Source organism: Haladaptatus salinisoli, assembly GCF_020614375.1.
GTDB lineage: Archaea > Halobacteriota > Halobacteria > Halobacteriales > Haladaptataceae > Haladaptatus > Haladaptatus salinisoli.
In genome coordinates, this window is record NZ_CP085327.1 from 155,695 (window position 1) to 179,006 (window position 23,312).

At 63.8% G+C, this 23,312-nt stretch carries 26 protein-coding genes and 1 tRNA gene; 18 read left to right on the forward strand and 9 right to left on the reverse strand.

The genetic code is table 11. The features are described from left to right. Window positions 1–2 precede the first annotated feature (2 nt). The 4 genes from LIX00_RS00880 to LIX00_RS00895 all read left to right on the forward strand — a co-directional run bounded on the left by LIX00_RS00880 (window position 3) and on the right by LIX00_RS00895 (window position 5,845). Window positions 3–1,475, forward strand: a complete 1,473-nt coding sequence (locus tag LIX00_RS00880; protein ID WP_227354306.1) for an oligosaccharide flippase family protein — start codon at window positions 3–5, stop codon at window positions 1,473–1,475. Between the two features lie 59 nt (window positions 1,476–1,534). Continuing rightward, window positions 1,535–4,588, forward strand: a complete 3,054-nt coding sequence (locus LIX00_RS00885) for an oligosaccharyl transferase, archaeosortase A system-associated (protein WP_227354307.1) — start codon at window positions 1,535–1,537, stop codon at window positions 4,586–4,588. A gap of 144 nt (window positions 4,589–4,732) precedes the next feature. Continuing rightward, window positions 4,733–5,665, forward strand: coding sequence for a DUF368 domain-containing protein (locus LIX00_RS00890; RefSeq protein WP_227355715.1), 933 nt, complete (start codon window positions 4,733–4,735; stop codon window positions 5,663–5,665). 63 nt (window positions 5,666–5,728) lie between these two features. Beyond that, window positions 5,729–5,845, forward strand: a complete 117-nt coding sequence (locus LIX00_RS00895) for a rubrerythrin-like domain-containing protein (RefSeq protein ID WP_227354308.1) — start codon at window positions 5,729–5,731, stop codon at window positions 5,843–5,845. A 28-nt stretch (window positions 5,846–5,873) separates the two neighbouring features. Here LIX00_RS00895 and LIX00_RS00900 read toward each other — a convergent pair whose 3' ends face one another. Continuing rightward, window positions 5,874–6,458, reverse strand: coding sequence for a cupredoxin domain-containing protein (locus tag LIX00_RS00900; RefSeq protein WP_227354309.1), 585 nt, complete (start codon window positions 6,456–6,458; stop codon window positions 5,874–5,876). 200 nt (window positions 6,459–6,658) lie between these two features. Between LIX00_RS00900 and LIX00_RS00905 the strand changes: the two genes are divergently transcribed. Then, complete coding sequence (locus LIX00_RS00905) at window positions 6,659–7,447, forward strand: formate/nitrite transporter family protein (protein WP_368410756.1); 789 nt, start codon at window positions 6,659–6,661, stop codon at window positions 7,445–7,447. A gap of 33 nt (window positions 7,448–7,480) precedes the next feature. On the opposite strand, the gene LIX00_RS00910 is transcribed toward LIX00_RS00905, so the two are convergent. From LIX00_RS00910 to glpA, 3 genes are read right to left on the reverse strand one after another with little or no spacing between them, the layout of a single operon-like run. Next, window positions 7,481–8,839, reverse strand: a complete 1,359-nt coding sequence (locus LIX00_RS00910; protein ID WP_227354311.1) for an anaerobic glycerol-3-phosphate dehydrogenase subunit C — start codon at window positions 8,837–8,839, stop codon at window positions 7,481–7,483. Next, window positions 8,836–10,140 (reverse strand): glycerol-3-phosphate dehydrogenase subunit GlpB, encoded by a 1,305-nt coding sequence (glpB, locus tag LIX00_RS00915; protein WP_227354312.1) that lies wholly within the window; start codon window positions 10,138–10,140, stop codon window positions 8,836–8,838. The genes LIX00_RS00910 and glpB overlap by 4 nt, the downstream gene beginning before the upstream one ends. Next, a complete protein-coding gene (gene glpA / locus LIX00_RS00920; RefSeq protein ID WP_227354313.1) occupies window positions 10,130–11,806 on the reverse strand; it encodes an anaerobic glycerol-3-phosphate dehydrogenase subunit GlpA in 1,677 nt (558 codons plus the stop codon). Before glpA ends, glpB begins: the two co-directional genes overlap by 11 nt. 140 nt (window positions 11,807–11,946) lie before the next feature. On the opposite strand from glpA, the gene LIX00_RS00925 reads away from it, so the two are divergent. Then, window positions 11,947–12,174, forward strand: a complete 228-nt coding sequence (locus tag LIX00_RS00925; protein WP_227354314.1) for a hypothetical protein — start codon at window positions 11,947–11,949, stop codon at window positions 12,172–12,174. 46 nt (window positions 12,175–12,220) lie between these two features. After that, entirely contained in the window at window positions 12,221–12,511 is a 291-nt protein-coding gene (locus LIX00_RS00930; RefSeq protein WP_227354315.1) for a PRC-barrel domain-containing protein, read from the forward strand. On the opposite strand, the gene LIX00_RS00935 is transcribed toward LIX00_RS00930, so the two are convergent. Beyond that, window positions 12,508–13,953, reverse strand: coding sequence for a DHH family phosphoesterase (locus LIX00_RS00935; RefSeq protein WP_227354316.1), 1,446 nt, complete (start codon window positions 13,951–13,953; stop codon window positions 12,508–12,510). The two genes, LIX00_RS00930 and LIX00_RS00935, sit on opposite strands and share 4 nt — an antisense overlap. A 310-nt stretch (window positions 13,954–14,263) precedes the next feature. On the opposite strand from LIX00_RS00935, the gene LIX00_RS00940 reads away from it, so the two are divergent. From LIX00_RS00940 to LIX00_RS00975, 8 genes are all read left to right on the forward strand, one after another. Then, window positions 14,264–14,337, forward strand: a tRNA-Lys gene (locus LIX00_RS00940). Between the two features lie 332 nt (window positions 14,338–14,669). After that, on the forward strand, window positions 14,670–15,161 hold the full coding sequence (locus tag LIX00_RS00945) for a hypothetical protein (RefSeq protein ID WP_227354317.1): 492 nt from the start codon (window positions 14,670–14,672) through the stop codon (window positions 15,159–15,161). A 445-nt stretch (window positions 15,162–15,606) separates the two neighbouring features. Further along, window positions 15,607–15,987 carry a hypothetical protein gene (locus LIX00_RS00950; RefSeq protein WP_227354318.1) on the forward strand — a complete coding sequence of 127 codons (381 nt, stop codon included), beginning with the start codon at window positions 15,607–15,609 and terminating at the stop codon, window positions 15,985–15,987. Window positions 15,988–16,115: 128 nt separating this feature from the next. Next, window positions 16,116–16,313, forward strand: coding sequence for a DUF8066 domain-containing protein (locus LIX00_RS00955; protein WP_227354319.1), 198 nt, complete (start codon window positions 16,116–16,118; stop codon window positions 16,311–16,313). 139 nt (window positions 16,314–16,452) lie between these two features. Next, on the forward strand, window positions 16,453–16,740 hold the full coding sequence (locus LIX00_RS00960; RefSeq protein WP_227354320.1) for a hypothetical protein: 288 nt from the start codon (window positions 16,453–16,455) through the stop codon (window positions 16,738–16,740). A 205-nt stretch (window positions 16,741–16,945) separates the two neighbouring features. Next, window positions 16,946–17,293: a helix-turn-helix domain-containing protein gene (locus LIX00_RS00965; RefSeq protein ID WP_227354321.1), complete on the forward strand. Its 348-nt coding sequence runs from the start codon at window positions 16,946–16,948 to the stop codon at window positions 17,291–17,293. A gap of 1 nt (window position 17,294) precedes the next feature. Beyond that, on the forward strand, window positions 17,295–17,675 hold the full coding sequence (locus LIX00_RS00970) for a DUF7521 family protein (protein WP_227354322.1): 381 nt from the start codon (window positions 17,295–17,297) through the stop codon (window positions 17,673–17,675). After that, entirely contained in the window at window positions 17,672–17,980 is a 309-nt protein-coding gene (locus tag LIX00_RS00975) for a DUF7521 family protein (RefSeq protein ID WP_227354323.1), read from the forward strand. The genes LIX00_RS00970 and LIX00_RS00975 overlap by 4 nt, the downstream gene beginning before the upstream one ends. Before the next feature lie 44 nt (window positions 17,981–18,024). On the opposite strand, the gene LIX00_RS00980 is transcribed toward LIX00_RS00975, so the two are convergent. Beyond that, window positions 18,025–18,759: a sensor domain-containing protein gene (locus LIX00_RS00980; RefSeq protein WP_227354324.1), complete on the reverse strand. Its 735-nt coding sequence runs from the start codon at window positions 18,757–18,759 to the stop codon at window positions 18,025–18,027. A 209-nt stretch (window positions 18,760–18,968) separates the two neighbouring features. On the opposite strand from LIX00_RS00980, the gene LIX00_RS00985 reads away from it, so the two are divergent. After that, window positions 18,969–19,544 carry a halocyanin domain-containing protein gene (locus LIX00_RS00985; protein WP_227354325.1) on the forward strand — a complete coding sequence of 192 codons (576 nt, stop codon included), beginning with the start codon at window positions 18,969–18,971 and terminating at the stop codon, window positions 19,542–19,544. 3 nt (window positions 19,545–19,547) lie between these two features. Then, complete coding sequence (locus LIX00_RS00990; protein WP_227354326.1) at window positions 19,548–19,943, forward strand: DUF6220 domain-containing protein; 396 nt, start codon at window positions 19,548–19,550, stop codon at window positions 19,941–19,943. A 1-nt stretch (window position 19,944) separates the two neighbouring features. Here the strand turns inward: LIX00_RS00990 and LIX00_RS00995 are convergent, their stop codons facing one another. Both LIX00_RS00995 and LIX00_RS01000 read right to left on the reverse strand, forming a co-directional pair. Further along, complete coding sequence (locus LIX00_RS00995; protein WP_227354327.1) at window positions 19,945–20,388, reverse strand: NUDIX hydrolase; 444 nt, start codon at window positions 20,386–20,388, stop codon at window positions 19,945–19,947. A 70-nt stretch (window positions 20,389–20,458) separates the two neighbouring features. Continuing rightward, the gene (locus LIX00_RS01000) at window positions 20,459–21,769 is read right to left on the reverse strand and encodes a succinylglutamate desuccinylase/aspartoacylase family protein (protein WP_227354328.1); all 1,311 of its coding nucleotides are present in this window, start codon (window positions 21,767–21,769) and stop codon (window positions 20,459–20,461) included. Between the two features lie 214 nt (window positions 21,770–21,983). Here LIX00_RS01000 and LIX00_RS01005 point away from each other — a divergent pair, with 214 nt between their 5' ends. Next, window positions 21,984–22,598, forward strand: coding sequence for a LysE family translocator (locus tag LIX00_RS01005; RefSeq protein WP_227354329.1), 615 nt, complete (start codon window positions 21,984–21,986; stop codon window positions 22,596–22,598). 14 nt (window positions 22,599–22,612) lie between these two features. Here LIX00_RS01005 and LIX00_RS01010 read toward each other — a convergent pair whose 3' ends face one another. Next, the gene (locus LIX00_RS01010) at window positions 22,613–23,281 is read right to left on the reverse strand and encodes a DNA methyltransferase (protein WP_227354330.1); all 669 of its coding nucleotides are present in this window, start codon (window positions 23,279–23,281) and stop codon (window positions 22,613–22,615) included. Window positions 23,282–23,312 lie beyond the last annotated feature (31 nt).

Here is a 23,312-nt window from a genome sequence, read left to right on the forward strand (position 1 = left end):
ACATGACAACGGACGCTACGGACGTCAGTCTAAGCGGCGAGACTGCGAAGGCGACGGTGGCAAAGTTCACGATGGCGTTGAGCGGGTTCGTTGGAACGGTTCTGTTCGCTCGACTGTTAGGCCCCGTGTCGTTCGGTGGATTCTACCTCTTACTCGGAGTAGTCAAAATCGCCGATAGACCGATTCACGGCTGGACTATTGCGGCGAAGAAACGATTCTCGGAACACCGTGTTCGGGATGAGGCAGTCGTCGGCTCCCAAGCCGTCTTCATTGCGGTCTGGCTCGTCGTTATCGGAGTGGGGTCGCTAACGTTCTCGGAAGAGCTTCGGGATTACACCGGTCTCGTCGCGGCACCGGTTTTATTCCTGGTCCTGTTGGCGTCCGAGCCGCTGTACGAACCGTTCGAGAAACTCTTACAAGGCCGCGGTCAGATCGGTGTCGCGACGTGGATCGATACGCTCCGGTCTTATCTGACCCTCCCGTTGCAACTCGGATTCGTTCTCACAGGATTTGGGGTCGCAGGGATGGTATACGGACTGGCGGGTGCAACGGTACTGTCGATTCCCGTCGTTCTCTATTTCCTCCGGACGCCGCCTGAGCTGCCGTCTTATTCGCTACTCCGAAGTCTTTGGGAGTACGCTAAGTACAGCATCCCCTCGAGTTTTTTCGGAACCATTTATGACCGGTTCGACGTCCTTCTACTCGGACTACTTCTCACACCTGCCGCGGCAGGCTACTACGAGGTAGCAGCCAAATTGACACTCCCTGCGGTGTTCGTCGGATCCACGGCAGCCAGCGGACTGATGGCTCGCGTGAGTGCCAACCGGAGTAAAGGAAAAGAAGTTGCCGATGATGTGACCAACACGCTCGCTTTTACGAGCGTACTCGCTATTCCCATATTCTTCGGCGCGCTCGCAATACCAACGTCGCTCATCATCACTGTCTACGGCAGTGAGTATGCCCCGGCAGCGACGCTCCTCGTCGGCATCGCGGGTTATCGCCTTCTCAAATCACAGAACGCACCGCTCACACAGACGGTAAACGGGTTGGATAACCCCGAGATGACTATGCGAATCTCAGCTATCGCACTCACGGTCAACATCGTTGTGGGCGTAGTACTCGTTCTTCGGGTCGGTCCCGTCGGAGTCGTCCTCGCCACGCTTCTAGCCGAAGTCATCCGCTACCTTTGGCTCGCGGTCGTAGTTCGGCGATCGATTCCGAACGTGAAACTCCTACCATCAACGCTCATCGAACAGATAGGAGCGGGATTTCTGATGTTCCTCATCGTCTCAGTCACCCACGGGTATCTCCCCGTTCGATCTTGGACCGATCTCTCGCTCTTGCTCTTGGTCGGTGCGAGTACATACGGTTTCGCCTTACTCGCCATCAGCACCCGACTTCGTCACACCATCGGAAGCGTCCTCCGAGGCTCCCGAATCGAGCAGTTCGTCCCCCGGCCCATTTTGAAGTGGTGACCCCTTCTCTCGTTGCGCTATCATAAGGCTTATCCCCACTTTGCCAGACCTTCTACTCAATGAGTCAGGGTACAGAGCAGGTCGAGGAGTCCTCCAACCTGGTCGACTCCGTCCTCGACCACCTCGAAGACTGGTACCACATCCCCGTGCTCGGGGTGTTGCTGGGGTTTATGCTGTGGGTTCGTCTACAGTCCTACGAGAACTTCACCGTCGGCGGTGAGGTCTTCTTCTCCGGCAACGACCCGTGGTATCACCTCCGGCAAGTACAGTATACGGTCAAACACTGGCCCGCGACGATGCCCTTCGACCCGTGGACGTACTACCCCCACGGGACGAGCGTCGGCCAGTTCGGCACGCTCTACGACCAGCTCGTCGCCACCGCCGCGCTGGTCGTCGGATTGGGCGACCCCTCGCAGAAGACGGTCGCGCTGACGCTGCTCGTCGCCCCGGCGGTGTTCGGAACGCTGGTCGCCGTCCCGACGTACTTCGTCGGGAAGCGCCTCGGCGGTCGCCTCGGCGGGCTGTTCGGCGTGCTCGTCCTCGCGCTGATTCCGGGTGAGTTCCTCCGGCGCGGACTCGTCGGCTTCGCGGATCACAACGTCGTCGAGCCGTTGTTCCAAACGTTCGCCGTGCTGGCGATGATGGTCGCGGTCACGATCGCCGAGCGGGAACGCCCGGTGTTCGAACTGCTGGCGGATCGCGACTTCGCGGCGGTTCGCCGCCCGCTCGGCTACAGCGTCCTCGCCGGTATCGCCACCGCGCTCTACCTCTGGACGTGGCCGCCGGGCGTCCTCCTCATCGGCATCTTCGGCGTGTTCTTCTTGTTGAAGCTCACCGCCGACTACGTCCTCGGCGTCAGCCCGGACCACCTCGCGTTCGTCGCCGCGGTGAGCATGAGCGTGACGGGGCTGCTCCTGCTCGTTCCGCTCGGGACGATATCGTTCAGCGCAGTGAAGTTCTCCCTGCTCCAGCCGCTCATGGCGTTCGCCATCGCCGCCGGCGCGGGGTTCATGACGTGGTTGGCCCGCGAGTGGGACGACCGGGACCTTTCGCCGACGCTCTATCCCCTCGCCATCTTCGGCATCCTCGCGGTGGGAACGCTCGTCGTCTACGTCGCGCTTCCGAACCTCTTCCACCTGATTCAGAGCAACCTCATCAGGTTCGTCGGATTCGGTACGAACGCGGCCCAGCGAACCATCGGTGAGGCGAAACCGTTCCTGCAAGGCGGTCAGTCGCTTTCGGCCGCCGTCATCCCGCAGTACGGGCTGACCTTCTTCACCGCCATCGTCGGCGCGCTGGTGATGGTCTGGCGCTCGTGGACGGCCGACGAACACGACGCCGAGAAACTGCTCGTGCTCGTCTGGGCGGCGTTCATCACCGCCGCCGCGTTCACGCAGGTGCGATTCAACTACTATCTCGCGGTGCCGGTCGCGGTGCTGAACGCCTACCTTCTCGGATGGATTCTCAGCGTCGTCGGCTTCGACGAGGCCGCCCGTGACTCGGTGCAGAACGTCGAAGTCTATCAGCTGTTGGCGGTCGTCTTCGTCTTCATGTTGGTCCTTCCGGCGCTCGTCGTGCCCGTGCAGGTCGGCAACACCCAGACGTACAACGCCGTCCAGATGGGCAATGCCACCGGCCCCGGCGCGGTGACCCAGTGGGACGGCACGCTCGATTGGATGCAGACCAACACGCCGCAGGAAGGCAACTACGGCGGTGCCGGCAACTCGATGGCCTACTACGGCACCTACACCGAAGGCGACGGCGATTACGACTACCAGAAGGGAACCTACGGCGTCATGTCGTGGTGGGACTACGGTCACTGGATCACCGTCGAAGGCGAACGCATCCCGAACGCCAATCCGTTCCAGGAGGGAGCGAAACCGGCGGCGAACTACCTGCTCGCTCAGAACGAGTCCGAGGCCAACCAGCTTCTCGATCGGATGGGCCAACCGGACGAGAAAACGCGTTACGTGATGGTCGACTGGAAGATGGTCAACACGCGCGGGCAGTCCGGGAACGTCAAGTTCTACGCGCCGACCGTCTTCAACGAGAACGTCTCGGCGTCGACGTTCACGGACCCCATCTGGTTCTCGAACAACCAGTACATCGTCCAGCACAAACAGCCGTACTACGAGACCATGATGGTTCGGCTGTACCGCTATCACGGCAGCGCGGTCGAGCCGAAACCGATCGTCCTGGACTGGCAGCCGACGACACAGAACGGACAACGGCTCAAAGTGGCCCCGAGTCTCGTATCGCAGAACTCGAGCGAGAAGACCGTGAAGCGGTTCAACACGATGCAGCAGGCCCGCGAGTACGTCCGGAAGGACGGCAGTTCGCAGATCGGCGGCGTCGGCCCGTACCCGAGCGAACGCATCCCGGCGCTCCAGCACTACCGAGTGGTGAAGGTGAGCCAGTCGCAGTCGACGTGGGTTCCGTCGCACTATCAGGTCATAATGCAGCGGCTGGGGCTGCTCCAGAACGTCTCCTCGCCGCAGAACTACTTCCCGACCTCGCCGTCGTGGGTGAAGGCGTTCGAACGCGTCCCCGGCGCGGAAGTGCGGGGAACCGGTCCGGCGAACACCACCATCACGGCCTCGGTGAAGATGCGGACGGACGCAGGAACCTTCACCTACACGCAACGGGCCGAGACCGGTCAGGACGGGAAGTTCACGATGACCCTGCCCTACTCCACGACCGGCTATCAGCAGTGGGGCACCGACAAGGGGTACACGAACGTCAGCGTCCGCGCGGTCGGTCCCTACGAGTTCCGGACGCCGATGAAAGCCGGCGAAAACGGCTTCACGTTCAAGAACGCCACGGCGCACGTTTCCGAGGGACAGGTGCTCGGCGAGAACGACAACCCGGTGAGGGTGTCGGTCGACCAGCAACAGACCGTCCCGGTCGGCGGTGCGAACAACTCGACCAACGCCACGAACGGTTCGGCACCCGGCAATCAGACCGACGGTAACTCGACCGCCGGAAACGGGTCGGCGGGCAACAACTCGACGAGCGATCAGTCGAACTCGCTTCCCGACCCCGCCTCGCCCGCGACGCGAATCGGCCTCGTCGGCGCGTACGCCGCGGCGATGGTCGTCGCCCGGCGCGACTGAACCTCCGTCGTTCGGGCCGACGAACCCCTATTCTCATACGCTCGTGCCTCGTAGCACCGAACCGTGTCCGAAGACGAGCGAGAGCGCGCCGGCGTCGAACGCGGATGGGAATCGTTTTTTGATTGGCCCGGAAACCCGGGAGCGATGCGCGCCCTGTTGTCCATTTACTTGAAAGGCGTCTGCATGGGTGCCGCCGACGCGGTGCCCGGCGTCTCCGGCGGAACCATCGCCCTCATCACGGGTATCTACGAGCGACTCATCTCCGCGGTGGCGTCGTTCGACCCGCGAATCGTGACCAGTGCGGTTCAGATACACGATCCCGAGGAACGCGCGAAGATTCGGACGATGCTCTCCGAGATGGACTTCCCCTTCCTGCTCGCGCTCGGGGCGGGAATCGCGACGGCAATCGTGACGGTGACCGGGTTGGTCGTCTGGGCGAGTAACGTCGCACCCGTCCTCCTCTACGGTTTCTTCTTCGGGCTCATCGGGGCCTCCGCCATCGTCCTCTACGACGAGGTCTCCGTGAGCACGCCGGGACGGATCGGCGCGGCGGTCGCCGGTTTCGCCATCGCGTTCCTGGTGTCCGGCGCGGTCGAACCGACCGGCGGTTCGACGCCGCTCCTATTCGTTTTCCTGACCGGAGCGGTGGCCATCAGCGCGATGGTGCTCCCGGGCATCTCCGGGGCGCTCATCCTCATGCTCCTCGGCCAGTACAAGTACCTCTCGAACAATCTCCACGGGTTCAAGGACGCCGTCGTGGGACTCCTGGACGGCGGTACCATCGACGCCGTCGTCGTGCCGGGGACGGTCGTCGTCACGTTCGTGCTCGGCGCGGGCGTCGGACTCCTGACGGTCTCGAAGGCCGTTTCGTGGGCGCTCGACCACTATCGGGCGGCGACGCTCACCTTCCTCGTCAGCCTGATGGTCGGCGCGCTTCGGTTCCCCGTCGAAAAGGTGCTCGTCGCGGAGACGTTCGCGTGGACGCCGACGGTGGTCGGCGGCGCGGTCGTCGCAGCGCTGGTCGGCGGCGGCGCGGTCCTCCTGCTCGACCGCTACACCGACGACCTCGACTACTGAATCCGAGTCCGAGTCGGATTCACAGAGCAGAGTTAACTTATCACACGGCGTACTACACTCGCTATGACCGCTACGTACGAGTGTGAGAACTGCGGGCACCGCGTGAACGCGCTTCAGCATCCCGGCGACTGTCCGAACTGCGGCGGCGAGATGCGGAACGTCAGCGTCCCGCGCGAGTGAGGTATCGAGCCGTGCTTTAGCGCCGAACCTACCGCCGCGGACGCACCCCGTCGTGAGTTCCGACGACGAGCAACAGGAGCGCGAACAGGAGCGGCGAGACGAACGCCAGCAGGACGGCGACGGCGAGGAAGTACCCGGCGGTAGGAATCCGCATCCCGCCGCCCTCCCCGCCTTCTTCGCCTCCGCCGCCCCCTCCACCGCCACCGGAAATCTGCATCTCGCCGAGCATCGTCGTCGGATGAATCTGGCAGCGATACTGCGCCATCGCCGGCGAGGCGGTGAACGTCACCGTCTGCGTCGCGCCCCGCTGTTGGATGGTTTCGCTCGTGAGGAGTGCGTTACCGTCGGAGTCGAGTATCTGGAAGTTGTGCGGTTGACCGTCCATATTCTCCCAGACGACGCGGTACCGCCGGCCCGCCTCCACCTGCAGCGTCGGATTGTCCTGCCCGGCGATGCTCTGCGGCGCGCGCCCGTGCCACGCGGCGACTTCACCGCCGAGGCGGAACGTCTCCGCCTGCGCGCTCGCGCGTGCGCTCACCCCCGCGAGCGACCCCGCCGCCAGCGTCGTACAGAACGCTCGTCGCGTCAGTCCCCCCGATTGCTGTCGTGACATCGTTCCCCCGGATTCTGTCACGACGGGAATCGGTAAGAAGATGCAGGTGCCCGACGACTCGTCGCGCCGTCGTCGACCATCATCTTTGTCCGAGACGGATTCGAGTAAGCGCGCTCGACGCGGAATCATCGCCGAGGGTACCGGAGAGGCGACCTCGTAGATTCAGGGGCCTTATCCGACTACCGCGCGTGGCCGAACACGTGCCGATAGCTCCGAGTCCCTCCGAGATATTCCATCGGGCGGTCGAGGAAGGCGAACGTCGACTCGACCAGTCGACGCTCGAACTCGTCGCGACGAGCTTCATCGCGGGGTTCACCATCGTCTTCGCCCTCGTCGCGCTCGGAATCGTTCACGCGCTGGTCGAACCGCGCTTCGGCGACGTGGCGAAGGTCGCCGGCGCGCTCGCCTTCGCCGTCGGCATCGTGTTTCTAGTCGTCGGGCGAGCGGAACTCTTCAACGAGAACTTCTTCGACCCGGCCGCGAAGGCGGTCGACCAGTCCGATTCGTGGATGCTGTCGTCGCTCATTCGCCTGTGGGCGATCACTCTCGTTCTCAACCTCGGCGGCGGCGTCCTTTTGGCGGTCGTCTTCTCCGTCGACGGGGTGCTCCCCTCGGGGTCGGCGAGCGCGCTGAGCGAGGTCGCCAAGGAACTCGTCCACCGCGGAACCGTCACCACGTTCGCGAGCGCCATCGCGGGCGGCGCGCTCGTGAGCCTGCTGTCGTACCTCCTGCAGGGCGTCAACAGCGTGAACGGCCGCATCGCCGTGGCCTACGTCGTCGGTTTCCTGCTGGCGCTCGGGCCGTTCGACCACGTGATAGTCACCACCTTACACGTCGTTTTCGGCATGCTCTTCGGGGCCGAAATCGGCTACGGAGCGTTGATCACGACCGCCGCCGTCGTAACCGCGGGCAACCTCGTCGGGGGACTCGGCTTGGTCACGTTCACCCACGTCGCTCAAGTTCGGGGTGCGCGGCAGTCCGACGGATGACCCCCGACGAACCGCGACGGGCGTCCGGCGCACCTACTCGACGAGCGCGGCTTCCAGCACTTCGAGCGGGTGGCGAATCTCGTAGCCAGTGCCGTGGTTCATCTGCATCGCGCAGGTCGGACACTCGGTCATCCCGGTTTCGCCCTCGACCTCGCGCATGTGCTCGAACATGTCCTCGCCGATCTGCATCGAAACGTCGTACTTCTCCGCCTTCCATCCGTAGGTGCCGCTGATGCCCGAACAGGAGTCGCCCACGTCCACCGCGTCCGCGCCGTCGAGTTCCGAGACGAGTTCCACGGCCTGTCCGTCGATACCCTGATTTCTGGCGTGGCAGGGAGCGTGGTAGGCCAGTTCGCCGAACTCCGATTCCGGGACGGAGGCGTCCGCGAGCTCGCCGTCTAAGTCCTCGTGAATCCGCAGATACTCGAGGGCTTCGAAGGTGTTCGCCGCGACTTTCGCCGTCCCGTCGAACGAGTAGAGTTCGGGGTACTCCTGTCTGAGCGCCATCGAACAGGAGGTGCACGAGCAGACGACGTCGTACCCCCGCTCGACCAGCGCGGCGAGCGTCTCGACGTTGAACTTCGCGGCTCGCCGGGCGTCGTCCAGCATCCCGTTCGCGTACATCGGCGTGCCGGAACAGCGCTGTTCGGGAACGGCCACCTCGTACCCGAACGATTCGAACACCCGAACCATCGCCTTCGCCACCTCGGGCGTGTTGAAGTTCGAGTAGTCGCCGTGGAAGTAGGCGACGCGCTTGTCGTCGCTCTCGACCTTCGCTCCGTCTCGCTCCTCTCGCGCCCTCCTCGCTCGCTCTCTCGAGGCGGCGTTGCCGCCTCGCTCGTCCCACCAATCGCGGAACGTCTGCGCGGCGAAGGCGGGGAACTCGCGCTCGCCCGTGATACCGAGTAGCTTCTCGTTCACCAACTTCGTCACCGACAGCCCCATCACGAAGTTCGTGAGTCGGGGGAAGCGCGCCCCGAGCGGCGCGAGTCGCCCGTAGTTCGCCAGAATCCGGTTGCGGGCGTACTCCAGCGAGAACGGGGACATCTGTTCGTCCACGTACTCGCCCCTGGCCGTGTTGTGCATCTGGGAGAGCGGCACGTTCGACGGACAGACGTCGTCGCAGCGCATGCAGTTCGAACACGTCATGACCGACCCGTCGATGTCGCGGTCGTCCTTGCGCTTGAGTCGCCACTGCTCCGGCCCCTGGAACTTCGGTCCGGGGAACTCGTCGTCGACCTCCGCGACCGGACACTCGGTGTCGCAGGTCGAACACTTGTAGCAGTCGTCCGACCCCGGTCGGAGGTCGATGGGTTCGCCGCTGAACACGTCTCGTAGCTCCGATGCCTCTCGTCGTTCGGTCTCCTTCTCGCTCGTTGGTTCGTTACTCATGCGTTCACCTCGTCGTTCGCCTTCCGTCCCGCGACGACGCCGGTCGCCAGCGAGACGCCGCTCCCCGATTTCTCCGCCGCGAAGTCGTAGCCGCCGAGCACGCCGCCGACGGCGCGCAGGTTCTCGAACTCCGGTTCCCCCGCCGAATCGAGCGGGCGCAACTCCTCGTCCACTCGCACGCCGAACCGGGCGAAGGGGTGGTCGTCGAACGCCCCGTCCTCGAACCAGTCGTAGCGGTCGTCCGGGGCGGGGACGTGACAGTCGAAGACGGGTTCCCCGACGCTACCGCGGTCGGAGTCGATGCCCTTCCCGACCAACCCGCCGGTCGCCAGCACGAACTGCTCGCCGCGGAACGGGATTCGAGCGCCGTTTCGCTCCACGACGACCGCCCGAATCCGGTCGTCGCCCTCGAAGTCCACGACGGGATTCCCCGCCGTCGTCCGCACGCCCTCGTCCCGGAGCGCGCGGTGGAATTCGGTTTCGAGGCGCATTCCGGGGAGGCTCGGCGGCCCCATCGGCACCTCGAACACGGCCGCGCCGAGTTTCCGTTCGAGGTCGGCGCGAACCTCGCCGGGGTCGTCCTGGCCGAGCATCGCCGGAAAGCCGACGCGCTCCGCGCCGTCGAGGTGGGGTTTCACCCGCTCCGCCAGCGCGGTTCTGATCGGCGCGGATTCGGTCACGCCCGCGCGGCCGGTTCGCCCTCGTCCCGGCCCCCCACCCTCGATTCGCTCGTTCTCGTCCAGCGCGTGCGCGAGGCGGGTGATGCGGGCGTCGGTTCTGAAACCGCCGGGGAACGGGAGCGTGACGCCGCGCGTCTCGAAGGGGACGCCCGCCGCCGCGAGGCGGTCCGCGGCGACCGGCGCGTCGAAATCCACGACCGTCTCGAACCCGACGAGCAGGACGTCCCGCGGGTCGCTCGCCAACCCAGCGGCGGTGTGCGCGGGGTAGCGCGCGGTCGGTTTCACGTTTCCGCCGAAGGTGGGGACGAGCGCGTTCCGGTCCGTGTGCGCGCCGCGATAGTCGGTCACCGAGTCGAACAGCGCGAGACCGTCCCGAACGCCCTCCTCGCCGACCCGTCGGTAGGGGTGTTCGTCCGGCAGGTCGGGGAGGGCCTCGAAGGGGTTCGCGACGATTCCGTCGCCCGCGTAGCCGAGCACGTCGACGAGTCCGCTCGCGCTGCGCAGCGTGTTCTCCTTGTGCGAGAGGAGGCGGACTCGCGCCCCCTCGCGGGCCGCGGACAAGGCGGTCGCCATCCCGGCGAGGCCGCCGCCGACGACCACCACGTCGTCTTCAATCGCCATCTCGACCCCCGTCGAAGGCCGCGAAGTCGAGGTCGTCCTTCGAAGGCTCGCGGCGGTCGCGGTTCATCGTCGTCGCGTGGAGCGCGTAGTTCAGCGCGGCCTGCGAGAGCTGTTCGCCCCAGAGGGCGTGTCGCTCGCCCTTCCAGCGCTCCTGAAACAGTTCGTCGAGGGCGCTCCGGGCGGTCGGTTCGTCGTACTCGGGGTGGAGTTCGTTCGCCATCCGGTGACAGCAGAAGCCGCCCTGGCAGTTACCCATCGAGGAACGAGTGCGGATGCGAACCGCGTTCAGGTCGGTGCCCGACCCCTCGATGGCGTCCCGAATCTCCGCGCGGGTGACCGCCTCGCACTCGCAGAGGACGGGGTTCGGGTCGTCCGTCTTCAACACCTCGTCGGCGCGACTGCCGAGTCGCTGGACGCTCCGCCTGCCGATCGGCGAGCGAAGGCCGAACTCGTCCATGTAATCGCGGAGGACGGAGAAATCCTCGCTGCCGGGGAGGGGTTCGTCCGCCGTGCGGCACCGACCGCGGACGCCGAGTTGGTCGCAGACGTGGTTCGATATCTGCTCGGCCATCGCCCGATAGGTGGTGAACTTCCCGCCGACGATGCTCGTCAGTCCGCGCAGGTCGTCGCGCTCCTCGTGGTCCAAGAGGAAGAAATCGCGGGTGATGTCGGTCGGGTCTTCCGTCCCGGTTCCCGGCGGTTCGTAAAGCGGGCGGACGCCCCAGAACGACCGGACGGTTCGGGAGTCGCGGAGGATGGGTACCAGCTTCGACAGTTCGTCGATCATCAGATCCACTTCCCACTGCTCTTCGGGGTAGTCCTCGGGGTCGCTCACCTCCTCGTCCGTGGTTCCGAGAATCGCCGTCACCTCGTGCGGGACGACGATGTCGGCGTCTCCCTTCGGCCGACAGCGGTTGACGACCGTGTCGACCTGCCGGCAGTTCATCACGACCATCACGCCCTTCGAGGGGCGAACCTCGATGTCCACGCCCGCCATCGCGCCGAGTCGCCCGGCCCACGCGCCGGTCGCGTTGACGACGTACTCGGCGCGAATCTCCTCGGTCGTTCCGGGCGTCGCGTGCTCGCGCTTGCCCGGGCCGCTCTCGTGGCGCACCTCGACGCCGACCACGTCGCGTCCGTCCACGAGGACGTCGGTCACCTCGGCGTGCGTCTCGATTCGCGCGCCGTGCATCTCGGCGTCGGCGGCGTTCGCCACGCAGAGCCGGAAGGGGTCGACGGCCCCGTCCGGAACCGCGATGGCGCGCTTCACGTCCTCCGTCAGGTAGGGCTCCTGCTCGCGGGCCTCCTTGGCGGTGAGCACTTCCGCGGGGATGCCGCACTCCCGACAGCCCCGTAGCTTCTCCTCGAAGTAGTCGTCCGGGTCGTCCGCCAACTGCACGAACTGCCCGCCCGTCATCTCGACGCAGTGGGCGGCGATGTCCCGCAGGACCCGGTTCTCCTCGATGCACTCCTCCGCGCTGGCCCGGTCGGAGACGGCGTACCGGCCGCCGCTGTGGAGCAGGCCGTGCATCCGCCCCGTCGTCCCGTGGGTGAGGTTCCCCTTCTCGACCAGCGTCACGTCCACCCCTCGCATCGCCAGGTCGCGGGCGATGCCGGTGCCCGTCGAACCACCCCCGACGACGAGCACCTCCGTATCGAGCGACATGCTTGGGGGTTGGGCGGAATCCACTTGAGAGTACCGCTCGTCCGGGAGAGAAATCGCCAGCCCGCTTACGGTTTTCCGCCGACGGGGGGCCGACGACAGCGGACGAAGGTGCACGTCTCGAACGGACGCCGCCGTCCCCGGTGCGTCGACGGGTCCGAGGACTCGGTCTCCCCCGGCGGTACGGTTCCATCGTCCGCGATTCGGCGGACGGCGACGAGGTGTCGGAAGCCGCGCGGGAGCACGTCGCGCCGGTCGTCCCGAGGCGCTCTTTCGACGATCGCGACCGCTTCCGACCGAATCGCGGGCACGAGACCGACGTCGTCGGGGAGAGTCTCGCGATCTTCGGTACCCTGCTCGACAGGTCGTGAAACATCTACCAAGAGTTAAGACCCGCCCAAACAATCACTCGTTCATATGGACGATACGCCAGAGGAAATTACGACGCTTGTCGGTCGGGAGGTGTACTCCAACAACGGTGTGTTCGTCGGCGAGGTGGACGACGTTCGTCTCGATTTAGACGCGACCGCCGTGACCGGGCTCGCGCTCGGGGGGCTCAACGACGAACTGTTCAGCAGCCGAATCGAACCGGGACGCGGTGCAATCATCCCCTACCGGTGGGTGCGCGCGGTCGGCGATGTCATCCTCATCAACGACGTCGTCGAGCGCCTGAAAGAACCGGAGGGAGAAGAGGAAGCGGCCGTCTAACTTCCGTTCGTCTCGCCGTCGACGCCCATCGCGTCGAACAGTTTCTTCTTGACGGCTTCCTCGGTGAGCGAGAGCAGGGTGTCGCGGTTGTCCTCGTTCGCCTCGATACCGGTGAAGATGCCGAGCGGAATCTCGGCGCTCGCCTGCGTGGAGTGGCCCGCCGCCTCGCCGATGTCGTCGAAGGCGTCCTGCAGGACGTTGCCGATGTTCATTCGAATGTCCTTCGAGCGCGCGGCGAGGAAGATGGTGTCGTCCGCGATGCCGAAGACGGCGGTCGTCGTGATACCCTCCAGATTCAGCAGGTGTTGTGCGGCCTGCGTCAACGCATCCCGGTCGCGGATGAAGCCCGCGTTGGTGACGAGGTGGCTCCCCTGCACGTCGCGGCTGGTGATGGCCTCCGCGAGCACGTCGAGCGTTTCGGGGGACATCGACGGCGACTCGACCTGCTCGAGCGTGTCGTGGTTGGCGAAGGGGTAGAGGTAGGCCGCCGCGGTGAGGTCCGCCGGCGTCGTGTCCCGTTTGAAATCGAGGGTTTCGGCCCGGATACCGTACAGGAGCGCCGTCGCAACCTCTTCGCTGAGGCTGATGTCGAACTCCTGGACGTACTTCGTCATGATGGTCGAGGTGGAGCTGACGTTCGGTCGAACGTCGGAGAACTCCGCCTCGTACTCCGTCTCGGGTTCGTAGTGGTCGATGAGGATGTCGACCGGGTGGTCGAGTTCCGGTTCGGTCGCTCGCATGTGGTCGACGAGCGCGAACGTGTCGTACTCGGTGATGTCCACCTCGTCGCGCTGGAGCAGTTCGATACCGAGGAGATTGACGAACGCCCGGTTCTCCTGGTGGCCGATTTCGCCGAGATAGAGGATGTCCGCTTCGATGCCGAGGCTCTCGGCGATGACCTGCAACGCGGCGGCGCTGGCGATGGAGTCCGGGTCGGGGTTGTCGTGGGTGAGGATGGCGAGCTTCGTCGAAACGCCCTCGACGACCGCCTGCAACTGGCGGGCTTTGTACTCCAACTCGCCCGCTTCCAGCGACCGGAGCGCGGAGTTGGCGATGACGGTCGACGGGTTGATGACCACGTCCGCGCCCATCTCGGTGAGTTCGTCGGCGGAGACCGGGTCGCTCGCGCGAACGACGATGAACCGCTCGCCGCCGTGCGTCCGGAGGTTCGAGACGGCTTCCTTGTTCGCGGTGACGTCGGACGAGAGGATGAGCACCACGTCGCGGTCGCCGACGGTCTCCACCACCGATTCGTCGCGGATATCCCCCGCCTGCGCGTTCAGGTCTTGGTCGCGGAGCGCCTCGACGCGGTCGCTGTCTCGGTCGACGATGAGCACTTCTTTGCCCTGTTCGATGAGCTCCTCTGCCACTGCGTACCCCACGCTCCCACAGCCGAGAATGGCGTACGTAGACATCGAGGAGATAGTAATCCCGGCGCTCATTACTACTGGTTGGTTGCTCGGGTCGGTACTTAATCCTCCCGAAGCAACCACGAAACCAGCCGTCGGCCCTTTTACTCGCGATGCGAGCGATTCGGGTTCGCCGCCGAAACTGTCGAACCGAACGCCGGAAAGCGCACCTTGAATCCGCGGCTCCGTTCTCCGCTACCGCCGGCGCAAAACGGTGAGTCTCCGGAGCCCGCTGGCGGTGAATTCGCCCGGTCGAAAACGGCATCCTCCCGCGCCCAAACCGCGGTACCGCAATCCGAAAGGAAACGTATTTACGTGATTCCCCACTTTGTCCGAGTGCGTTGGGCCGGTAGCTCAGTTAGGCAGAGCGTCTGACTCTTAATCAGACGGTCGCGTGTTCAAATCGCGCCCGGCCCGTCACCACTTCTGTCGAAACTCATTGATCGCAAATAGAGGTTTCACAACCTCTGGTCGTATATTTCCATTATTCCTGAGTGAAATAGCTGTTTTCGCAGAGGAGAATTCATCACGCGAAGTGACGGTTCGCCGGGCGTGCACGCAATTTTTTACCACTTGAGTTTAAAGCAGGTGCTTCTCTGAGATAAAGCGTATCGGGGCGGGTCTCTTTCTGTACGGTTCGGTATAGGTCTTCAATGAGCATCGCCATTGCATTGATTTGGGTTCTCGACACTACAAGAGGAGGTTGAGTCTATAGAAGATATTTACCGGAGAAGAGACTGCTTGTCGCTATGAACCGCCGGAAATTCCTCCAGATCACTATTTTAGGAAGCAGTACGCTAGGTGGTTGTTTAAAAGGGAAAGAAAACGACGAGGATGTGTCATCAAAAGACTTCAATATAACACAAACTCCTGTTTTTGACTGCTTTGAAAATTCAGCGATTATAAAGTTCTATAGGAAGGAAAACAAAATAGTTGTTAACGGGCAACTAGAAAGTGGCGGAAGATCTTGTACACGAACTATTCTGGATAGCGCAACGTTTTTGGAGAATACTTGTGTGTTGAAAATAATCGTGGCAGATGAATCCACAGGTGGTAACAGTTGTACCTTAGAAGAGGGGATTGTTCCATATCGAGTATCTATAGTTCTGAAACCAGATTCGCTACAAAAGGTCAATATTATTCATAAAAATAAGCGTGGAAATGTTCATTTTGATAGAACAGCAGATATAACGTCCACAGAAGGTGAAAAGGTAGTCACGAAGAAAATAAAGTGTCAATAGGTTTCGACCGATAGATCCTCGCTCTGTATTCAGTACGTCATTCTCGTCACATTTTAGTCTAATTCGTGAAAGTAGTCACCTCGTGAGTTCATTTCTTCATGTTTGGTTCGTTGGACGTAGTGCTTTTTCAGTACCTCTTGACTCACGTCTATTCTTTCGCTTACCGCATTAGCGGGAACATCGTTCAATCGTGCCCGCGTTATCGCACCCTTGCGCACAGCGTGTGGACTCACGTCCGATGGATATTTGCTTGCATCGTGTTTCTTTGCATCGCCTCACAGGGTTCTGTTTCTCTGCCGTGAGGGCATGTTCCAAGGTGATAGAGGGCGCGTGAGTTGCATCTCTCCAGAAACGGACGTCGTGCGCGAAATACTCACATAGACAGCCGACGTAGGTAGAGCCGAGAAAAGGGAGATAGCCATGCTCGAGGAGCGAGGTATCCGGGATGATCGTATACGTTGACCGATCGACGGTGCGCGAGGGGAAACTGGGCGAACTCAAGGCAGCGATGACTGAACTGGTGGATTTCGTCGAAGCGAACGAACCCGACATACTGTCGTACGACGTCTACTTCACCGATGACGGTACGCGGATGACCGTAATGCACGCGCACGCCGATTCGGCGTCGTTGGCGTATCACTTGGAGGTCGCCGGGCCTGAGTTCCCCCCGATCGGGGAGTTCATCGAACTCGAAACCATCGACGTGTACGGTCGACCGGACGAGAACATCGTCCGAGAGATGAGGGAAAAGGCGTCGATGCTGGGAACCGGGCGCGTGTCGATACACGATCTCTACGACGGGATCGATCGCGCTCCCGTCGACTAGCCTGCGTGGCGAAGCGTCCCGTATCGGCGATGATCGTGCCGGAAACGGAAGGCGATCCTCGGGAGCTTCTGGACCCCGGCGAATGGTGTGCAATTTTATAACAGCTCGCGCGGATGGTGGGGACGAGCATGCCCTCCAACGATACCGTAAATCGGTACGTCGTCGCCGGAATCGTGATCGCCCTGTTGGTCTCTTTCCTCTACAGCGTTCTCATCGCCGGCAGGCCGCTCGGTTGGCTCGGCGTCGTAATCCTGTTGGCGATATTCCATCTCGGTTGGCGGTTCGTTCGGGCGTTGGAACGAATCGCGGACGCGTTGGAACCGTGAGTTCGAGAGAGGTTCAGAATTTCCATCGACCGTCCCCGCCGAGTGCGTTCGGGGGACTGAATCGCCGGCGGTGCCGATTTTGGTTCTCGGACGACAGCCGTAGGAAGATCGATTTGTCGCGTCGACGCACGGTAACGGGATGGCCGAAGTACGGTTCGACGATTCGTTTTTCGGGGCGACGGTCGGTTTCCTTCCTTCGTTCGTCGGCGTATCGATGGTTCTCTTTCCCGCGATTGGAATCGGTAACGCGCTCCTCGGATCCCCGTTGGCGGACGCGACGGTGAGGCTGCTCGTCGGGCTTCTCCTCGCGGTCGGTATCGCGGCGCTCGATCTGCAGTTCGCCGGCGCGAACCCGGTGCCGCAAGCCGTGCTGGCCGCGGCGTCGTACGTGGCTGCATTCCTGTTCGTGAGGCGACGGAATCGATAGCTAATCGGCGAGACCGTCGGCCCGCTCCCGAGAAACGACGACGTACCATTGCGGCGTTCTCCTCTTCCAGCGGTCGCCGGTTCTGCGATCGTGACTGTGGTTTTAAGTCGGTCGCCCGCCGACACTCACCGAACCCCATGCCCGTTCCGACCGCCGCGAACGAACGCGGTTATCCCCTCGTGCGCGCTCGTCACCGCCGAGTGGAATGACCGAGGACAGCGACGTACGGGAGATCGCTGCGCTCCTCGAAGACGAGTACGCCCATGCCATCCTCATCCAGACGAGCGACCGAGCTATGTCCGCGGACGAACTGAGCGACGCGTGCGACGCGTCCGTCTCGACCGTCTATCGACGCATCGAGCGGCTTCGAGAGCACGACCTGCTCTCCGAACAGCTACAACTCGACCGGGACGGGCACCACTACAGAACGTACACGGCGCGGCTCCAGCGAATCGAGATCGAACTGACGGACGGCGCGTTCGAGATGGAAGTTACGTACCGACCCGAGGACGCCGCCGACCGATTCACCGACCTATTCGAGGGGTTGCGGTAGCATGCGGTCGCTCTTCCAAACCACGACGGACGCGACGGGCGGGTCGCCGCTCCTCGTCGTCCTGGCGCTGCTCGGACTGCTCCTCACCGCCTGTCTGTCGCTCGCGGTCGCCTACGTCGTGGTTCGCGGCTACCGGCGGAATCGGAACCGCGGACGGTTGTATCTGGCCGCGGGACTCGTGCTGCTCACGACCGGACCGATACTGCTCCAGTTCGTTCTGGCGACCTTCACGGACGTTTCGTCGGTCGTCCGCGCCGCGGCCGCGAACGCGAGCAAGCTACTCGGCCTCGGTGCCGTGCTCTACGCGATCTACGGGGCCGAGCGCCCGCGCGAAGCGACCCCGACGAACGACGCCGACGAATCGAACCGGGTGAGAAGATGATAGCACCGCTTCGGCTTCCGGACGCGCTGGGGAACGCCGACGGACTCATCTTCGCGTTCGCGGCGGTTACCGCGATCGCGGGAGCGTTCGTCGCGTACCAAGCCTATCGCGGCTATCGACGCAACGAGAGCCGGCCGATGCTGTATCTCGCGGTCGGAATCGCACTCCTGACCGTCGTGCCCGTCGGCGTGGACTACGCGCTCGTGGCGCTGACGGGCGCGACCGACGCGGAGATTTTGCTACCGGTCACGGTCGCGCACCTCGCGGGCGTGGCCGCGATCCTGTACGCGCTCACCAGAGCGTAGATCGAACCGGCGCAGAGCGAAAGGAGCGACCGGTCGGGGGCGTTTCAGTAACGTCGCGGCGCGAGCATGACCCGCGCGTACCGACCCCACAGTTGCGCGAGGACGTTGAACAACTGGAGCGAACACAACAGGAGCACGCAGCCGAGACCGGCGACTAACAGGGCCCCCGGCAGCGTCTCCACCTGCCACGACCCGACCTGAACCGTCGTCGTGAGACCGACCAAGAGGTTGTCCCAACCGAACGCGAGGTCGAGCGTCACGTCACCGGACGGAATCGGCCCGAAAGCGTGCGCGGTGACGGGAGCGTCCCGATAGTACAGCGGGGCCGACACGAAACTGACCGACGTCGCCAGCACCGACGCTAGTAACGTGATCGAGAGGTTTCCGAGGACGAACACGCTCAGCAGGTACGCGACCGCCTTCCACGTCAGAGCCTCGGTTACGAGCCGCTTCGCTCGAGTTAGGAGACCGCCTTCGGTCTCGGCGGCGGGGGGAACGTCGACTCCCAGCAGTGCGCCGACGAGGGTTCGTTCGAACGTCGCCAGTCCGACGACCGCCGCGAGGAGAAGGAGGAGAATCGGGACGCCGATACCGACGAACAGGAGGGGGATGCCGGCCGAGACTCCCACCATCAAAAGCACGAAGTAGGCGATTCCCCGCGGAAAGGCCGACGCGAGATAGAGGAGATTGCGATACGTTTGCGCCCGCGCCGGAGCGCGGAGAACGCGACTTAGCGGTCCGCCGGAATCGCGCGTTCGGGAAGAGGTCTGAGTTGACATCGTTCTGCTCTCGGACGGCGCTCGACGCGCGTCTGTGTGCACCGTAGAACCGGAGTATCCTTAATCGGCGCGGTTCGTCGACTCTCGTCGTATCGACCGACACGATAGGGACCTCGAATATAAGCGTTTCGCAGAAACGCCGCCTCTGCGACCGTGCTTCCCGTCTTATCGTTCTCCCGTTCGCAGAAACGGATGGAGAAGACCAACGTATGACTTCCAAACGGACGAACTCCCGACGAGTGGCCGACGCATCGGAACCGCGACCGAAAACCGACGGAGCGCGGAAACGCGGTTCGGGCGGCGTGGAAAGCGAGAGACGACGCTTCCTCCGTGCGGCGGGCGGTCTCGCGATCGTCGGCCTGCTCGCCGGCTGTACCGACGACGGCGACGGAGGTGGCGGCGGAAGCGGCGCGAGCAGCGTCGACGAGTGGCTGTCGAACACCGACAACTACGACTCGGTTCGGGACGCGACCGGCGATGACGCCGTCACCGTCGAGGTGGGTCCCGCGAGTAACGAACTCGTGTTCGCACCGGCGGCGATTCGCGTCCGGCCCGGGACGACGGTCACGTGGAAGTGGGTCGGGAGCGGTCACCACAACGTCGTCGCCGAGGGCGGCCAGTTCGACAGCGGACAAGCGAAGACGGGCGGCACCTTCGAACACACGTTCGAAACGCCCGGAACGGTGCTCTACTACTGCGAACCGCACGAATCGGCGGGCATGAAGGGTGCCGTCGTCGTCGAAGGTGACGGAGGCGGCGAGAACGCCGGAACCACCTCGGAGTGACGGATGACGACTTCGAGACGGGTTTCGTGGGCGCGCTACGGGTACGTTCTGCTGGCGGCCGTCTTCGCCGTCTGCGTTCTCGTACAGGTGTACATCGCCGGGATGGCGGTCTTCGTCGACCCGGCGAATTGGGAACTTCACACGACCTTCGTCCACCTCTTCGGATTCGTCCCGTTCTTACTGTTCGGTCTCGCCCTCCTCGGGCGACTTTCGAGAACCCTGAAGCTGCTCCCGGTCGGGTTGTACGCGCTCGTGATGGTTCAGTACGCGACGGCGCACCTGTTCGGTTCGCTGGTCGCCGCGCTTCACCCGGTCAACGCCATCGTAATCTTCGGCGCGGCGGTCGTCGCGCTGAAACGAGCGTGGGCGTCGGCGTCGGAGGCGGAGGCCGGTCCGTGAGTCACTCCCTCTCGACCAGCAACTCCAGAAGTCCCTCGGGGTACAGCGGCCCCGTCTCGCCGCGAAAATCGTCGATCGGCTTCCAGAACGCTTCGAATCGCTCGTCGAAGGCGTCCTCGTAGCACTCCAACGCGTCCTTTTCGTACAGCGATTCGTCCGCGAACGCGCCGTCGTAGACCACCACTAACTCGTGGCCCAGCCGCCCGTCGTAGGAGAACAGGTTTTCGAGGACGCCGAGTCGCACCACTTCGACCAGCTCCGCTCCGACCTCCTCCCGGAACTCGCGGACAACGGCGGCCCTGCTGTGCTCGCCGAACTCGATTCCCCCGCCGAGCGGGCGGTAGTATCGCTCGCCCGTCTTCGGGTCCTCGTGAGCGTGTACCAGAATCTCGCCGTCGCGCTCGACCACGCAGAACGCCTTCGGCCTGATGGAATCTCGTCGCATGGACTGCGCAACTCCGCGTACGGCTGATAAAAGAAATTCGGTCGCCGCCGGAACCGGAACGGCTCCGATATCAGGGCGAGAGCGCGAGCGTCCGCGTTCCGCTCTCGCCGTCGGCGAGGGTGTACCCGACGGTCACCTCCACGCGTTCGCCGACCATGTCCACCGGGTTTCCGCCGGATTCGAACTGATAGAGCGAAACCGTCGCGGACGAACCGGGCGAGAGCACCGCGACGCGGTCCGCGTCGTCGCTGTGGCCGTCCGTGGCGAGGTCGATAGTTCCCGGCAGGGCGAGGCCGTTGTTCACGTCGGTCAGCCCCGCCTGCACGTCGGCGTCGATGTACAGTTCGCTCGTCCACCGTCCCTCGTCGTAGGAGTGGTCCGACAGTCCGTCGATGGCCGCGTTCGCAGGTTCGATGGCGAGGTCGGTGACGGTTAGCTCGCGTCCGGCGTCGTTCGTGACGCCGAAGGTGAGACCGGAACGCACTCCGTTGCTGTCGACGGGGGCGTCGACGGCGGCCGCGTCGCCGTCGTAACTGAGGTCGTTCGCGCTCTCGGTCGCGCTCAGCGTTTCGAGGAGACCGAACCGGTGCATGAACCGCTCGACGGCCGCGGTGGTGTGTTTTACCCGGCGGTCGAGCGAGAGCTTCTCGGTCGCTTCGAAGATGATGGCGGGCGTGCCGAGCGTCGCGCCGACCTTGTGTTTCAGCATGTCCCGCGAGCCGTCGTCGTGGTGCGTGTGTTCGCGGAAGTCGTACACGTCGTCCAGCGAGTCGTCGAGAACTTCGGCGTTCAGGTAGTCGCGGATTGCCTTGGAGTGGACGCCCGCGTCGCCGGCGTCCGTGGCGAACAACGCCTGTCCGACGCCCCCGTCGCCCGACTCGTAGATGCCGTAGGAACTGTGGAGGTCCCAGAGGAAGTCGACGTCTTCCCGCACGACCACGTCCCAGATGGCGGCGGCGAGTCGCGATTCCTCCTCGGCCCCGTCGGGAAAGTGACGGTTCAGGTCGCCGTCCGAAAATTCTCGCGTTCCGGCCTCGATGGCCGGCTTACACGCTTCGGGAACGACGACCAGTCTCCCGGCGTCGATGTCCCAGTCTTTTATCAGCCCGGCGGAGAGGTAGCCGCTCTTTTCGTCGCCGTGCACGCCGCCGGTCACCATCAGCGTCGGCCCGTCGGCGACCGCCTCGGTGACGTACACGGTGGTCTCTTCGTCGGTCCCCTCCCTGATGCGGTAGCTCGACCGCGACGGCGTCGCGGCGGCGCGGCCCGAGGCCGAAACGCCGACCGTCGTCGCGGCGGCCGCGGACAACCCCAGCTTGAGATACTCTCGTCGGTTTACGGAGCCCCCGCCGTCGGAGTCCGCGTCGTTGTTTCGTGTCATAGTTTCTCCGAAGTGAGTTCGGATAGACATATCCCACATCGGTAGGTATCTATTGGGCTTTACATACGAATATATTATAAGTCGAAGAGCAGTCACTAATTCTCGGTCGGGGTATCAGCCGCCGGCGCTCCCTTCGGGAAGACGAATCTGGATACGTATCACGTAGAACACAGTAGTCGGAAAACCTTACTGACTCCGTCCGTACTTCGGACGTATGGACGTCGCCGCCCTCTCGCTCTTCCTCGGAGCCTCCGCCGCGCTCATCGTGACTCCCGGCCCCGACACGATGTACGTGCTCACCCGGGGCGTCGAGCGCGGTCGTCGGGCGGGAATCCGGGCCGCGTCCGGCGTCAGCACAGGGATTCTGGTGCACACGATGGGCGCGGTGTTGGGACTGTCCGTGCTCCTTCGCACGTCGGCCGCGGCGTACGCCGCCGTGAAGTACGTCGGCGCCGCGTACCTCCTCTACCTCGGCGCGCGGACGGTTCGGAAGGACGCGGCGCTCGAAATCGAGGGGAGCGATTCCGGCGACGGGTTCCGACAGGGCGTGGCCGTGAACGTGCTCAACCCGAAGGTCGCGCTGTTCTTCCTCGCATTCCTCCCGCAGTTCGCCGGAACCGGTTCGAGCGCCGACGCTCGGATGGCGACGCTGGGGCTTACCTACGCGGCGCTGACGCTCGTCTACCTCTCCGCGGTCGCGCTCGCGGCCCACCGCGTCGGGGCGCTCATCCGCGAGAGCGCCCGCGCGAACCGGGCGTTGCGGTGGCTCGCGGGGAGCGTCTTTGTCGGACTCGGGCTCAAACTCGCGCTGCCCGAGCGCCTCGTCTGACCGCGGCCGACGGACTACTTCTCGTTCCGAAAGACCAGACAGTAGTTGTGGTCGTAACCGTACCCGTACGCTCCGGTTCCGTCCGTCGATTCCGCTCCTTCCCACGCGACCACCACCTCGCCTTCGAAGCGGAAGGTGGACGAGAGAACGTCGACCGCGTCCCACGCCAGCGTCGTCACGTTGCCCTCGTTCTTCAGGTTCGAAACGTCGACGAGCACGTGCGAATCGGTCGCCATGAACTCCGCGAGCTGGGAGAACGCGTCGCCGACGTTTTCGAGATACTCGTCGTAGCGACTCTTCCCGGCGTAGTTTCGAAACGGATTTCGGGTATCTTCTTCCGCCATGTACGGCGGCGAGGTGAGACAGAGGTCGAACGTCGGCAGGTCGTAGGACGCCAGTTCGAGCGCGCTCCCGCGGACGATGTTCTCTGCGTGCTCGATACGGTCTTCGATGTACGCGACTCTTTCCGCCTCGTACTCGATTCCGTACGGGATTCGTCCAAACTCCTCCGCAACTTTCAGGGTCGTTCCGAATCCGGCGAACGGGTCGATTACTGTGTCGCCCTCCTCGGAGAACTCTTCCACGAACTCCGCGACGAACGACTCCGGCGTTCGCACGTCGTCCCCGAATTTCGACGGGAGTTCGTCCGACTTCTCGTAGCGAAACCGACGGAACGTCTGCATGGGTAGTCGCTTTTCTGTCACGAAAGAAAAA

Coding starts and splice junctions, on each gene's coding strand:
- LIX00_RS00880 (WP_227354306.1), top strand. CDS start 3: ATGACAACGGACGCTACGGACGTCAGTCTAAGCGGCGAGACTGCGAAG.
- LIX00_RS00885 (WP_227354307.1), top strand. CDS start 1,535: ATGAGTCAGGGTACAGAGCAGGTCGAGGAGTCCTCCAACCTGGTCGAC.
- LIX00_RS00890 (WP_227355715.1), top strand. CDS start 4,733: ATGCGCGCCCTGTTGTCCATTTACTTGAAAGGCGTCTGCATGGGTGCC.
- LIX00_RS00895 (WP_227354308.1), top strand. CDS start 5,729: ATGACCGCTACGTACGAGTGTGAGAACTGCGGGCACCGCGTGAACGCG.
- LIX00_RS00900 (WP_227354309.1), bottom strand. CDS start 6,458: ATGTCACGACAGCAATCGGGGGGACTGACGCGACGAGCGTTCTGTACG.
- LIX00_RS00910 (WP_227354311.1), bottom strand. CDS start 8,839: ATGAGTAACGAACCAACGAGCGAGAAGGAGACCGAACGACGAGAGGCA.
- glpB (WP_227354312.1), bottom strand. CDS start 10,140: ATGGCGATTGAAGACGACGTGGTGGTCGTCGGCGGCGGCCTCGCCGGG.
- glpA (WP_227354313.1), bottom strand. CDS start 11,806: ATGTCGCTCGATACGGAGGTGCTCGTCGTCGGGGGTGGTTCGACGGGC.
- LIX00_RS00930 (WP_227354315.1), top strand. CDS start 12,221: ATGGACGATACGCCAGAGGAAATTACGACGCTTGTCGGTCGGGAGGTG.
- LIX00_RS00935 (WP_227354316.1), bottom strand. CDS start 13,953: ATGAGCGCCGGGATTACTATCTCCTCGATGTCTACGTACGCCATTCTC.
- LIX00_RS00945 (WP_227354317.1), top strand. CDS start 14,670: ATGAACCGCCGGAAATTCCTCCAGATCACTATTTTAGGAAGCAGTACG.
- LIX00_RS00950 (WP_227354318.1), top strand. CDS start 15,607: ATGATCGTATACGTTGACCGATCGACGGTGCGCGAGGGGAAACTGGGC.
- LIX00_RS00955 (WP_227354319.1), top strand. CDS start 16,116: ATGCCCTCCAACGATACCGTAAATCGGTACGTCGTCGCCGGAATCGTG.
- LIX00_RS00960 (WP_227354320.1), top strand. CDS start 16,453: ATGGCCGAAGTACGGTTCGACGATTCGTTTTTCGGGGCGACGGTCGGT.
- LIX00_RS00965 (WP_227354321.1), top strand. CDS start 16,946: ATGACCGAGGACAGCGACGTACGGGAGATCGCTGCGCTCCTCGAAGAC.
- LIX00_RS00970 (WP_227354322.1), top strand. CDS start 17,295: ATGCGGTCGCTCTTCCAAACCACGACGGACGCGACGGGCGGGTCGCCG.
- LIX00_RS00975 (WP_227354323.1), top strand. CDS start 17,672: ATGATAGCACCGCTTCGGCTTCCGGACGCGCTGGGGAACGCCGACGGA.
- LIX00_RS00980 (WP_227354324.1), bottom strand. CDS start 18,759: ATGTCAACTCAGACCTCTTCCCGAACGCGCGATTCCGGCGGACCGCTA.
- LIX00_RS00985 (WP_227354325.1), top strand. CDS start 18,969: ATGACTTCCAAACGGACGAACTCCCGACGAGTGGCCGACGCATCGGAA.
- LIX00_RS00990 (WP_227354326.1), top strand. CDS start 19,548: ATGACGACTTCGAGACGGGTTTCGTGGGCGCGCTACGGGTACGTTCTG.
- LIX00_RS00995 (WP_227354327.1), bottom strand. CDS start 20,388: ATGCGACGAGATTCCATCAGGCCGAAGGCGTTCTGCGTGGTCGAGCGC.
- LIX00_RS01000 (WP_227354328.1), bottom strand. CDS start 21,769: ATGACACGAAACAACGACGCGGACTCCGACGGCGGGGGCTCCGTAAAC.
- LIX00_RS01005 (WP_227354329.1), top strand. CDS start 21,984: ATGGACGTCGCCGCCCTCTCGCTCTTCCTCGGAGCCTCCGCCGCGCTC.
- LIX00_RS01010 (WP_227354330.1), bottom strand. CDS start 23,281: ATGCAGACGTTCCGTCGGTTTCGCTACGAGAAGTCGGACGAACTCCCG.